The sequence below is a fragment of the Streptomyces sp. NPDC096040 genome, assembly GCF_040303265.1.
Classification (GTDB): Bacteria; Actinomycetota; Actinomycetes; order Streptomycetales; family Streptomycetaceae; genus Streptomyces.
In genome coordinates this window covers 275127-286909 of the sequence record NZ_JBEOTA010000005.1, presented here as the reverse complement: position 1 = coordinate 286909, position 11783 = coordinate 275127, and the positions used below count along the sequence as shown (strand labels likewise).

Below are 11783 nucleotides of genomic sequence, written 5' to 3'. Positions count from 1 at the left end.
CTGCCTGTTCACAGAACAGCACGGACGAGGGGCGGCTCGGGTCCGGAGCGAGTACGTCGAAGGGGCGCCCTCACGGCGGGAATTCGGGGCGCCACGCCAGACGCTCACGCTGTCGCGCGAGAGCAACATGGGATGGATTAACGAGGATCGTGAAGGCTTTTGTCCAGAGGTCGGACAGACATCATCGAAAGTTGCAGGTGATTCAGGTGCCAGGCCGAACAAGCCACTCTGAACATGGGATGTATTTACCTCGCGGTAACGGTTGACGGGCGCATGGCGAGTGCCTACCGTCTTCCGACAGATCCGCACACAATCCAACAGACCTGAGAGGGCGTGCTGCCCGATGCTCAGACGTGCCCTCACGCCCCTGCTCGCCCTATTGCTCGGCGTGTTCACGATGCTGGCCGCGGGAACGCCGGCCCAGGCCGCCCCGGTGACCGTGACCAACGCGACCCAGTTCACCGACACCACGGGAGCCGTCGTGCAGGCTCACGGCGGCGGGATGATCAAAGTGGGCCCGTACTACTACTGGTTCGGTGAGAACCGAAACCCCGACAACACCTTCAAGGCCGTCTCCGCCTACCGCTCGACCGACCTGAAGACCTGGGAGTTCCGGCGCGACGTCCTGACCCAGGCGAGCGATCCCGAGCTGGCGGTCGCCAATATCGAGCGGCCCAAGGTCATCTACAACAGCACCACCGGCAAGTACGTCATGTGGATGCACAAGGAGAACGGCAGCGACTACAACCAGGCCCGCGCCGCCGTCGCCGTCTCCGACACGATCGATGGCGACTACACCTGGAAGGGCAGTTTCCGCCCGCCGTCCGGGACCACGTCCCGCGACATGACCTTGTTCAAGGACGACGACGGTACCGCGTACCAGGTCACCTCAGCGGCCGGCAACGCAGATCTGCACATCTACAGGCTGACCCCCGACTACACCGGCTACGACAGCCTCACCGCCAACCCCTGGCCGGGCAACTACCGTGAGGCACCCGCACTGTTCAAGCGGAACGGCGTCTACTTCATGCTGACGTCCGGCACCAGCGGCTGGAATCCCAACCAGCAGAAGTACGCCACCGCCACCAGCCTCGCCGGGCCCTGGACCACCTTCACCGACGTCGGCGACGCCACCGCCTACGGATCCCAGACCGCCTACGTGCTGCCCGTCCAGGGCGCGTCGGGCACCTCGTACCTCTACCTGGGCGACCGCTGGGGCAACTCCATGGGCGGCACCGTCAACGACTCGCAGTACGTCTGGCTTCCGCTGACCTTTCCCACCAGGACCACGATGGATCTGCCCTGGTATCCGCAGATCGCCGTCGACACCGCGGCCGGCACGGTCACCGGCGTGGGCGGCGGCCCGTACTACAACCTCGTGGCCGAACACAGCGGCAAGTGCCTCGACATCACCGACAACTCCGCCGCCGACAATGCGACCGCCCTGCAGTACACCTGCGACAGCGGCCTCAACCAGCAGTGGCGCCTGCAGGACGCGGGTGGCGGCTACGTCCGTGTCCTCGCCCAGCACAGCGGCAAGTGCCTGGACGTCGCCGGCGGATCCACCGCGGACGGCGCCTATGTGAACCAGTACCACTGCACCAACGGCACCAACCAGCAGTGGCAGTTCCAGGACCAGTCAGGCGGCTACTACCACCTGGTGGCCCGGCACAGCGGCAAGTGCCTCGACGTCTCGGACGCCTCCACCGCCAACGGCGCCCGCCTCATCCAGTGGCCCTGCGGCGCCGGCGCCAACCAGCGGTTCCAGCGGCGCCCGGCGTGACGGCCGCCGCAGCTATGCGCCGCAACGCGATGCACGACGGCGGCAGCCCCAAGCCCTGAGCAGCAGTCACGTTTCCCCCAAGGCGAGAGGCAGGAAGATCATGAGACGGTTGGCGCTGAGCAGCGCAATCATGGCCCTGGCAGCAGCGCTCGGCGTGACCACGGGAACGCAGTCGCCGGCGCAGGCCGCCGACGAGGTTGCCCGGGCGCAGACCACGCACGCGACTGCCACCGGCGCCGCCCCGAACGCGCAGGCATCGAGGTCACGGGTGTTGCCACTCGGTGATTCGATCACCTACGGCGTCGGGAGCAGCACGGGCAACGGCTACCGGGAGCCCTTGTGGAACGACCTGGCGGCCGAGGGGCATCCCCTGGACTTCGTCGGCTCAGTGCGGGCGGGCACGATGCCCGACCCGGACAACGAAGGCCACTCCGGTTGGCGGATCGACCAGATCGCCGATATCACGGACGCCTCCCTGGCCACCTACCAGCCGAACGTGGTGACCCTGATGATCGGCACGAACGATCTCAACCAGGGTTACCAGGTGGCCGGCGCTCCCGACCGGCTCCACGCGCTGGTCGACCAGATCACGGCGGACGATCCGACCGCGACCGTGCTCGTCGCCGATCTGATCGTCTCGACGGCCCCGTCGGTCGAGGCGGCCAGACCGGCGTACAACGCGTCGATACCGAAGATGGTCCAGGCGGAGCAGGCGGCGGGCAGACATGTGGCGTACGTCGACATGAGCGCCCTGACCACCGCCGACCTGGCCGACAGCCTGCATCCCAACGACAGCGGGTACCAGAAGATGGCCGCCGCCTGGAACAAGGGCATCCAGGCGGCGGACGCCGCGGGCTGGATACAGCCGCCCGCGACCGTCACCGCCTCCGTACGATCCGGTGTCGCAGGCAAGTGCCTGGACGTGAACGGCGGTTCCGGCGCGAACGGCACCGCCGTGCAGATCTGGGGCTGCAACGGCACCCGGGGCCAGCAGTGGACCGCCTACGCCGACGGCACTCTGCGGGCTGTGGGCAACTGCCTGGACGCCACCGGCTGGGGAACTGCCAACGGCACCAAGGTGGAGATCTGGGACTGCAACGGCGGCGCCAACCAGCAGTGGCAGGCCTACAACGGCGGCTACCGCAATCCGATGTCGGGGCGCTGCCTGGACGATCCCGGTGCCTCCTCGACCGACGGCACCCAACTGGTGCTGTGGGACTGCAACGGCGGCGCCAACCAGCAGTGGACCACGCTGCCCGTCTCATGACCCCTGCGCGATACGCCCGATCCGGCGGGAAATGAGTGTACTCATGGGAGGACTGACGACAATGAACAGACATCTGCGGGGCCGGCTGGCTCCGGTCGGCATGGTCCTGGCCCTGCTGCTGGGCTGGCTGGGCCTCCAGGCGCACGCCGCTCCCGCGGCGCACGCGGCGACCGGCCAGTTCCAGGGGGTGAACTGGGCGGACCCGAACGACAACTTCATCACAGGCCCGAACGTGCCCGTCGGCCTGTCCACGGCGGACGACTACACGACCACGTACACGAAATCGACGGCGATCCTCAAAGGCTTCCAGGGCCTGGGTGCGAACACGGTCCGCCTGGGCTTCAACGAGGCGACCACCTCGGGAACGTGGTGGAACAGCTACACCGCCGCCCTCGACGCCGCCACCGCGCTGGGCATGAAGGTCATCGTCGCGCCCTGGCTGCAGAACGGGAAGGTCAGCGACACCGCGTCCTTCTACCGGATGTGGGACACGGTCATCAACAAGTACGGGGGACACGGCAACTTCTACTTCGACATGATGAACGAGCCCTGGGGCTACAACGCCACCGACCTCACCGACTTCGAGGCCGCCTGGCTGGCCCGCTATCCCGGTCTGCCCCGCGACCACATGATCGTGCCCGGCCTGTACTCCGACGGGAACCTGTGCGCGGTGGGCGGCGACTCACGGCTGGCCGGCACACTGCTGTCGATCCACATCTACAGCATGTTCGGCGACTCCCACACCACCGAGGCCGACTGGGTCAACGACTTCACCGGCAACCTGTGCGGCTACGCCGACCGCGCCGTGCTGACCGAGTTCGGCGTCCCGATGAACACAGGTGTCGACTACAACGGCCCCAAGGACGGCACCAACAACCGTTCCTACTTCTACGCCATCACCGACACCGTCCGCAGCCTCGGCATCGGCTCCGTGCTGTGGACCGGCGTCAAAGAGGGCACACAGACGCAGGGCCCCGGCCCCTGCGACAACGCCTCCTGCGCCATCACCTCCCTCACCGGCAGCGGCACCAACCTCTCTCTGAGCGTCACCAACCAGTCCGGTCTGGACCGTCTCCGGTGGGGCTGGGGCATCGGCACCAACCCCGGCGGTGGTGGCAGCGCCACCGCAGTGCTGCGCGGCGTCGGCTCCAACCGGTGCCTCGACGTGCCCGGCTTCAGCACCGCCAACTCCACGCGCACCGAGATCTGGGACTGCAACGGCGGCACCAACCAGTCCTGGAGCCCGAACTCCGCCAAGGAACTGGTCGTGTACGGCAGCAAGTGTCTGGACGCCTCCGGCGCCGGGACGGCCGCCGGCACCGCGGTGATCATCTACGACTGCCACGGCGGCGCCAACCAGCAGTGGAACGTCAACGGCGACGGCACCGTCACCAACGTGCAGTCCGGCCTCTGCCTCGATGTCACCGGAGCATCCACTGCCAACGGAACACCCGTGGAACTGTGGAACTGCAACGGCGGCAGCAACCAGAAATGGACCCGGCAGTAAGCCGACCCCGGGCTGACCGCCCGCGCCGGCGGGTCTCCGAGTCCCGGAGGCCCTCGGCGCGGGTCTGCGCCCACTGAAAGAAGACCGGCTCGCGGTGGGGAGGCCAGCGGTCGGGAAGATCGCCGCGATCCCGCTCGCCGTGTCGCGCCTCACCGGCGACTCGCCGACATGGCGGACGGGATCTCCAGGGCGTCCTGGCCCGCCTCTTCACCTCAGTGAGTACGGAACCGCTCAGCAGGTCTTGCGGAGGTAGCCGCTCTCGCCCTTCGGCAGGACCTCGGGGTCACGGCGGACGATGCTCAGGGTGCTGCCCCAGCCGGAGCACGCCTGCGACAGGCCCGTTGCCGTGTACTCGACCACGAGAACGTTGTTGGCGAAGGCGTCGGCGAACTCGCCGCACTCCTTCCACCTGCCGCGCTCCTCCACCACGGCGAAGTCCAGGCCCACGGATGTCCGGTCGGACGCGAACTCCAGGGTGTTCTTCTGGGCGATGGCCAGGCCCTTGCCGTGGGCGTACGCCGACAGCAGCTTCATGAATGCCTTGGCGTGGTCGGCGTTCAGGTAGTCCCCGAAGCGAGTGAAGGTGCCGTAGTTGTCGGGCTCGACGGCATTGAAGCCCTTGGCCGCGCACTCGTCGATCCAGGTGTCCACCTTGGCGGCGATGCGCTTGCGCTTGGCGTCCGTGCGGATGTCCAGGACCGCCTCGTCCCAGCTCTGGTCGTAGACGATATTTCCACCGCTGTCGCGCAGCAGCAGGTCGTCGTCCCAGTCACCCTCCGCGCCTTTCTGCGCCTGGAAGGCATTGATGTAGCAGATGTTGTACAGGCCCGCGGCGGGCTCTTCGTCGTGGTCGCGGCTGACCACCTTCGCGTCGGCCGGGGGCGTGTACCCGCGGTTGATCTGGTAGTCCCACCCCACGTGTGTCGGGGGCAGCGTCACCGTGGCGGCGGACGCCGACGTGGCTGACGAGCATGCGCTCACCGCGGCCGCGGCGAGCGCGAGAGTGGCCAGGCCGCGACGGCGCAGCACACCGGTTCGAGACGCCAGAGGCCGCCGCGTCACGTGTTCAGGGGAGAGACGCGCCGTTGGCGGTGGGCAAAGTCTGGTGGTGAAGATGTTCTCAGGAGAGTGGGAGGCAGGCCATGAACAGATCGATGCCCGATCCGGTCGCACCGGCGTCTGAAGGCGGTGGCCGAGGGTGACCAGCCTCCTTGAGAACGTCCTCGAGGCGCATGGCGGCCTCGAGCAGTGGAACCGGTTCACGAAGCTGCAGGCCACAGTCGTCAGCGGCGGGGACCTGTTCGTGATCAAAGGCACCCCACAGGATCCCGCGCCGCGGCAGCAGACGGTGTGGCTGCACGAGGAGCGCACCTCGCTCTTCCCGTACGGTGCCGAGGACCGCCGGACCCAGTTCACTCCGAACCGCCTGAAGATCGAAACAACAGGCGGGAAGGTAGTGTCCGAGCGCGAGAACCCGCGCGAGTCCTTCGCCGGTCACGTGCTCGAAACTCCATGGGACGCGCTGGACCGCGCCTACTTCAACGGGTACGCCATGTGGACGTACTTCACCACACCGTTCCTGTTCACCCTGCCGGGGTTCAAGGTGGAGGAGATCGAGCCGTGGCACGAGGACGAACAGGTCTGGCGCGGGCTCGACGTGACGTTTCCGCCGTCCACCCCGAGCCATAGCGAGCATCAGCAGTTCTACTTCGGCTCCGACAACCTGCTGCGTAGGCACGACTACCACGTCGATGTCGCAGGCGGGTTCGCGGCTGCGCAGTATGTCTACGACATCATCGAAGCCGACGGGATCCGACTGCCTTCGGTGCGAAGGGCGTTTCGCCGCGACAGCTCCGGCCGCGCCTGGCCCGGCCTGGTGATGGTGGCGATCGACGTGAAGGAAGTCCGCTTCAGCTAGGCAGGCGCCAGCGGCCCGACCAGCGGGGGATGAGCCGCGCATGAGCGACATCGTCATCGGTCCCGACGGCACCTCGCGTTGCGCCTGGGCCGGGCCTGGGGAAGCCGCCTCCACCTGGCACTCACCTTGGGTGTGTTCGAGGTCGGACTGAGTTGGGCCGTCGGGTTCGGAAAGCCAGACGCGTTCCGTCGCGCGTTCAAGGGCTTCGCCGCGGAGAAAGTCGCCGAGATAGCCCTGGCCAGGTCCCACCAGGTAGATCGCAAGCGGGCGCCGCGACCCATCGCGGATCTGCCCGGTTCGACGCCGCAGTCCGCGCAGTTCGCCAGACAACTCAATGGCCAGCGCTACCGGTTCGTCGGCCTTACGAGCGTGTACGCCTTCATGCAGAACACCGGGGTGGTCAACGACCACGTGCACGGCTGCTTCCGCACGAGCGACTATCGCGGGAGTCGCGGGGATTCGCCCCCGTGGCGGGCGCAGGGTGGGGTGGGTGATGGCGGAATGCAGTACGGGCGACACGTTCCGTAACGATCAAGTGTGGGCGTGCCCGCGTCGTCGTCGGCGGCCGGGCCGGCGCCTCGGTGAACCCGCTCGCCAGGATCTGCGGCGTCCCTCCCGGGGCACCTGCGTCGGGCCGGCGCCTGGTCGAGGGTGTTGCCGACCGGCGGAGTGCTGCGGTCGATCCAGGAGGGACGCGGCGCCCGCGGTGATGCCGGATGCGCCGGCCCGCAACGCTCTTTTCCTGTACGTCAGTACGTCAGTTGGCCCACGGCGGTGCGATTCGTGTGCCGTCGGTCATCTCTGCCTCCAGGCCGACGGACGTGGTGACCCAGGAGAGTGCGGTGTGGTCGGTCGGGTTCTCGACGGCGAAGGTGGCACCGGCGTTGACGATGACGGTGTCGCCGGCCCGGATGCGGTCGGTGCGGCCGTCGAGGGAGACCAGGAGCTCACCGACGAGCAGATGGAAGATCTCCTCCCGGGTGACGGTGTGGGCGGGGGCCCTGGTCCCGGCCGGGATCTCACCGCGCCACGCGCACAGCTCCTCGCTGCCGGTGCGGGGAGTGGCGTACGAGACGAAACGGGCGCCGTGGATCTCGTGGGTGACGGACTCGGCGGAACGGACGACGGGCATGGCTGCCTCCGGGTGATTTGGTCAAGTTGCTTGACTACTTGGTCTCTATGGTCAAGCTGCTTGACCATTCCGTCAAGGGTGTTTCAATGCCTCCGTGCAGAACTCCGAGGCCATGGCCCTGTCCGCAGCCCTGCTCGCCGCCGCCGGTGAGCTGACCCAGCGCATCAACGAGGGGGTCGGCGCTCGCGGCTTCGAGGGGATCAGGCCCGCCCATGGCTTCGCCTTCGCGCGACTCGCCCCGGACGGGGCGACCGTCACCGAGCTCGCCGCGCACCTCGGGGTGACCAAGCAGGCGGCGAGTCAGCTTGTCGATGAAGTCGTACGCAAGGGGTATGTCGAGCGGCGGCCGCATCCCGGGGACGCGCGGGCCCGGCTGCTCGTGCTCACCGATCGGGGGTGGGCGTGCACGCGGGCGGCGGAGGAGGCGGCCGCGGAGGTCGTGCGGGGCTGGGGCGATGTGCTGGGGGAGGGTGAAGTGCGTGTGTTGCGGGACAGTTTGGCGCGCATCGCCCCCTATGGTCCCCTCAGGCCCAGCTGGTGACATCCCATCAGGTGGGTAGTGCGCGACCGGTTACCCGGAAGTTTTACCGACGCGTAACTTCACGGTTGCACTACTCGTCCGTAACTTGATGGGTGAACAGCATCCTCGTGATCCGGATCACAGGGCGTAAGGCCGTCGCAACTCCCTTGAGCCGCAAGGAGATCACACGATGCTGCCCTGGAAACGAGTGCTCAGACCCCTGACCGCACTCCTCTTCGCCGCCGCCGTCGCCACCGTCCCCGCCGCCACCGCCCACGCGTCGAGCGCCCCCAGCACCGGCTGGAACGACTACTCCTGCCGCCCCTCCGCCGCCCATCCCCGCCCCGTGATCCTGGTCCACGGAACACTCGGCAACTCCGTCGACAACTGGCTCTCCCTGGCCCCGTACCTGGAGGGCCGCGGCTACTGCGTCTTCTCCCTCGACTACGGCCAGCTGAACGGCGTCCCGGTCTTCTACGGCCTCGGACCCATCGACAAGTCGGCTGAGCAACTCTCCGCCTACGTCGACAAGGTGCTCAGCGCGACCGGCGCCGCCAAGGCCGACCTCGTCGGCCACTCCCAGGGCGGCATGATGCCCCGCTACTACCTCAGGTTCCTCGGCGGTGCCGCCAAGGTGAACGCCCTCGTCGGTCTTGCCCCCGACAACCACGGTGCCACCATCAGCGGCCTCACCAACCTGCTGCCCTACTTCCCCGGCGCCGAAAACCTGATCACGGCCACCACCCCCGGTCTCGCCGACCAGATCCCCGGCTCCGCCTTCCTCACCAAGCTCAACGCGGGCGGCGACACCGTCCCCGGCGTGCACTACACGGTCATCGCCACCAAGTACGACGAGGTGGCCACCCCCTGGCAGAGCCAGTACCTGAGCGGCTCCGACGTCGACAACGTCCTGCTCCAGAACCTGTGCCCGCTGGACCTCTCCGAACACGTGGCGATCGGGCTCTTCGACCGGATCGCCTTCCACGAGGTGGCCAACGCGCTCGACCCGGCACACGCCACCGCCACCAGCTGCGCGTCGGCGTTCAGCTGAGCGGGCCGCCCAACTGAACGCCGCCGGGGCCTGTCCGGTCTGAGCCGCCGGTCAGGCCCCGGAGCCATGAGGGATCAGCGCCGGTGCGCCCGCCGCCGTACGGACATGAAGAGCGCGCCGGAGCCCAGTGCCAGGGCGGCCGCCCCGCCGACCGCGAGACAGGGCGTGGTGCCACTGCCGCCGGTCTCCGCGAGGACCGTCTCCGAACTTCCGGCCGCGGCGGGTGCGTTGGCCGGCGGGCTGCTCGGCTCGGCCGGCGTACCGGCGTCGTCGTCGCCGTGACCGTGGTGCTCGATCGTCGACTTGTCGGCACCGGCCGCGATCTGCTCGTCGGTGGGGGAGGAGGCGGTCGGGGCCGGGGAAGCGCTGGTGGTCGTACCGGTACCGGTGCTGGTGCTGGTGCTGCCGCCGCCGAAGTCCACGTCCGAGCAGGAGTAGAAGGCCTCCGGGCTGTCCGAGCGCTGCCAGACCGCATACAGCAGCTGGCGGCCGGTGCGCTCGGGGAGCGTGCCGGAGAACGTGTAGAAACCGCCGGTGGCGACCGGGTCGGTGGCCGTTGCCACGGGGTGGTCGAGATCCAGGTCCGCCCAGGCCGGCGGCTTGGCCGGGTCGTAACCGGCCTTGGTGAGGTACACCTTGAAGGTGCCCTTGTGCGGCGCGGTCACCCGGTACTTGAAGGTGTACGACCCGCTGCCGACGTTCGTCGCCGGCCAGTCGGCACGGGCCAGGTCGAGCCCCTTGAACTCGTCGTTGTTCGCGCTGCACAGCCTGCCGTCCGGGATCAGCGCCTGGTGCTGCCCGTTCGCGTCGCCGATGCGGATGCCGTTCCAGTCGTAGAGAGCCTGGGTGCCGCCCGCCGACACCGCCGCCTTGCAGGCGGCCGACTTCGGGCTCTCCGGGTTCTCCGCGTAGCACTGGGCGACCCGGCTGACCGGGTCGCCCATCGTGCCGTGCGCGGACGCGGGCGCGGCGGTGAACGTGACCGCTCCCACACCGAGCGCGACGGCGACGGCGGCCTTACGGCGTGTTGCGAACATGCGGGAACTCCTCGGAACGGTCCTCGGGGCGGGCTCGGTCCCGCCAGGCTGAATCCCGTGGGGGCGATCAGAAAGCTAGCCCCAAGAAACCGTGAAATCGCCTGCTGGGAGCGGGCGAAGGAGATCCTTATGGTCGTCTTAAGGGAGTGCTCAGGCTGCGCTGAGGAAGCTAGCGTTCCCGCCATGACGAACGACGAGATCCGGCCCGCCCGGGCCGCCGACGTACCGGCCGTGAAGGCCGTGACCGACATGGCGTACCACCACTACATCGCGCGCATAGGGGTGGTGCCGCAGCCCATGGAGGCGGACCACATGGCGAACGTGGCCGCGGGCAGGGTGTTCGTCGTCGGGAAACCGGTCAGCGGGCTCGTCGTCATCGAGGCCCACGACGATCATCTGTTCCTCGACAGCATCGCCGTCCACCCCGACGCGCGTGGGCAGGGGGTGGGACGGCGGCTGCTGGAGTTCGTGGACGCACGCGCGCATGCGCTCGGCCTGCCAGAGGTCAGGCTCTACACCAACGCGCTGATGTGGGAGAACCAGGAGCTCTACCCGAAGTACGGCTACGAAGTCGTCGGGCGGCGTGTGGACGGGCCGTACGACCGTGTCCACTACCGCAAGCGGCTGGGCTGAAGGGCGCGGGGACGGCCGCGGTCAGCCGTCCGGCCACCAGGTGCGTGCGATGTCCTTCCGCACCTCGGGGCGGCCGGCGGGGCGCTCGTCGGCCTCCTCGCGGATCCGGCGGCTGTCCGTCTTCTTCAGGGGCTTCTGCACGGTTGCGCGGCGCATGGCTGCCTCCTTCAGTGCCTACCGAGTTCCGTGTTGTCACGGAGGTAGACGCTTTCGGTGAGAGTTCCTCATCGGTGCCGGTCTGTCAGTGGCCGCTGTCACACGGACCGAGTGTCAGTGGCGGGTGTCACCCTGGGGGCATGACGAACCAGAGTGATCGGACCGTTGCGGTGAGTGTCGACTGGGATGCGCAGGCCGCCACCTTCGACGCCGAGCCGGATCACGGGCTGGGCTCGCCCGAGGTGCGCGCGGCCTGGGCGGAGCGGCTGCGGACATGGCTGCCCGGACGCCCCGCCGACCTCCTCGACCTCGGCTGCGGCACCGGCAGCCTGGCCCTCCTCGCCGCCGAGCAGGGCCACCGGGTCACCGGGGTCGACAGCTCCCCGGCGATGGTGGAGCGGGCCCGCGCCAAGCTCGCCGGTCGTGACGCGGTGTTCCTCCTCGGCGACGCGGCGGCGCCACCGGTGGGGGAGCGGCTCTTCGACACCGTGCTCGTACGGCATGTGCTGTGGGCGCTGCCCGACCCTGCGCGTGTGCTGCGGCACTGGCGCGGTCTGCTGCGGCCCGGTGGACGGTTCGTGCTGGTGGAGGGGGTGTGGGGGACCGTGGCCCCGGTCGGCATACCCGCCGACCGGCTCACCGCCCTGCTGGCCCCGCTCGCCGCGGACGTACGCGTGGAGCGGCTGTCGGAGCAGCCGCTGCTGTGGGGCAAGGAGGTGAGCGACGAGCGGTACGCGGTGGTGGCGACCGTGTGAGCGGCGCGGCTGTGCCGATATGCG

At 68.7% G+C, this 11783-nt stretch carries 13 protein-coding genes; 9 read left to right on the top strand and 4 right to left on the bottom strand.

Annotated features, from left to right (window positions below; translation table 11 throughout):
- Window positions 1-343 precede the first annotated feature (343 nt).
- From ABTY98_RS08660 to ABTY98_RS08650, 3 genes are all read left to right on the top strand, one after another.
- Window positions 344-1783, top strand: a complete 1440-nt coding sequence (locus ABTY98_RS08660; protein WP_352220135.1) for an RICIN domain-containing protein — start codon at window positions 344-346, stop codon at window positions 1781-1783.
- Between the two features lie 130 nt (window positions 1784-1913).
- On the top strand, window positions 1914-3050 hold the full coding sequence (locus ABTY98_RS08655) for a ricin-type beta-trefoil lectin domain protein (protein ID WP_352220134.1): 1137 nt from the start codon (window positions 1914-1916) through the stop codon (window positions 3048-3050).
- Window positions 3051-3111: 61 nt separating this feature from the next.
- Entirely contained in the window at window positions 3112-4557 is a 1446-nt protein-coding gene (locus ABTY98_RS08650) for a ricin-type beta-trefoil lectin domain protein (RefSeq protein ID WP_352220133.1), read from the top strand.
- A 231-nt stretch (window positions 4558-4788) separates the two neighbouring features.
- Here the strand turns inward: ABTY98_RS08650 and ABTY98_RS08645 are convergent, their stop codons facing one another.
- Entirely contained in the window at window positions 4789-5568 is a 780-nt protein-coding gene (locus ABTY98_RS08645; protein WP_502994177.1) for an endo alpha-1,4 polygalactosaminidase, read from the bottom strand.
- Window positions 5569-5755: 187 nt separating this feature from the next.
- Here ABTY98_RS08645 and ABTY98_RS08640 point away from each other — a divergent pair, with 187 nt between their 5' ends.
- Entirely contained in the window at window positions 5756-6475 is a 720-nt protein-coding gene (locus ABTY98_RS08640) for a hypothetical protein (RefSeq protein ID WP_352220132.1), read from the top strand.
- A 78-nt stretch (window positions 6476-6553) separates the two neighbouring features.
- Window positions 6554-7003 (top strand): DNA-3-methyladenine glycosylase I, encoded by a 450-nt coding sequence (locus tag ABTY98_RS08635; protein WP_352220131.1) that lies wholly within the window; start codon window positions 6554-6556, stop codon window positions 7001-7003.
- Window positions 7004-7232: 229 nt separating this feature from the next.
- On the opposite strand, the gene ABTY98_RS08630 is transcribed toward ABTY98_RS08635, so the two are convergent.
- Window positions 7233-7607: a cupin domain-containing protein gene (locus ABTY98_RS08630; RefSeq protein ID WP_352220130.1), complete on the bottom strand. Its 375-nt coding sequence runs from the start codon at window positions 7605-7607 to the stop codon at window positions 7233-7235.
- Between the two features lie 94 nt (window positions 7608-7701).
- Between ABTY98_RS08630 and ABTY98_RS08625 the strand changes: the two genes are divergently transcribed.
- Window positions 7702-8148, top strand: a complete 447-nt coding sequence (locus tag ABTY98_RS08625) for a MarR family winged helix-turn-helix transcriptional regulator (RefSeq protein WP_352220129.1) — start codon at window positions 7702-7704, stop codon at window positions 8146-8148.
- Between the two features lie 169 nt (window positions 8149-8317).
- On the top strand, window positions 8318-9178 hold the full coding sequence (locus ABTY98_RS08620) for an esterase/lipase family protein (RefSeq protein WP_352220128.1): 861 nt from the start codon (window positions 8318-8320) through the stop codon (window positions 9176-9178).
- A gap of 74 nt (window positions 9179-9252) precedes the next feature.
- On the opposite strand, the gene ABTY98_RS08615 is transcribed toward ABTY98_RS08620, so the two are convergent.
- Window positions 9253-10215, bottom strand: coding sequence for a lytic polysaccharide monooxygenase auxiliary activity family 9 protein (locus ABTY98_RS08615; RefSeq protein WP_352220127.1), 963 nt, complete (start codon window positions 10213-10215; stop codon window positions 9253-9255).
- A 183-nt stretch (window positions 10216-10398) separates the two neighbouring features.
- On the opposite strand from ABTY98_RS08615, the gene ABTY98_RS08610 reads away from it, so the two are divergent.
- Window positions 10399-10848, top strand: a complete 450-nt coding sequence (locus ABTY98_RS08610; RefSeq protein ID WP_352220126.1) for a GNAT family N-acetyltransferase — start codon at window positions 10399-10401, stop codon at window positions 10846-10848.
- Between the two features lie 21 nt (window positions 10849-10869).
- On the opposite strand, the gene ABTY98_RS08605 is transcribed toward ABTY98_RS08610, so the two are convergent.
- Window positions 10870-11004, bottom strand: coding sequence for a hypothetical protein (locus ABTY98_RS08605; RefSeq protein ID WP_352220125.1), 135 nt, complete (start codon window positions 11002-11004; stop codon window positions 10870-10872).
- A 140-nt stretch (window positions 11005-11144) separates the two neighbouring features.
- On the opposite strand from ABTY98_RS08605, the gene ABTY98_RS08600 reads away from it, so the two are divergent.
- On the top strand, window positions 11145-11759 hold the full coding sequence (locus ABTY98_RS08600; protein WP_352220124.1) for a class I SAM-dependent methyltransferase: 615 nt from the start codon (window positions 11145-11147) through the stop codon (window positions 11757-11759).
- Window positions 11760-11783: the final 24 nt, after the last annotated feature.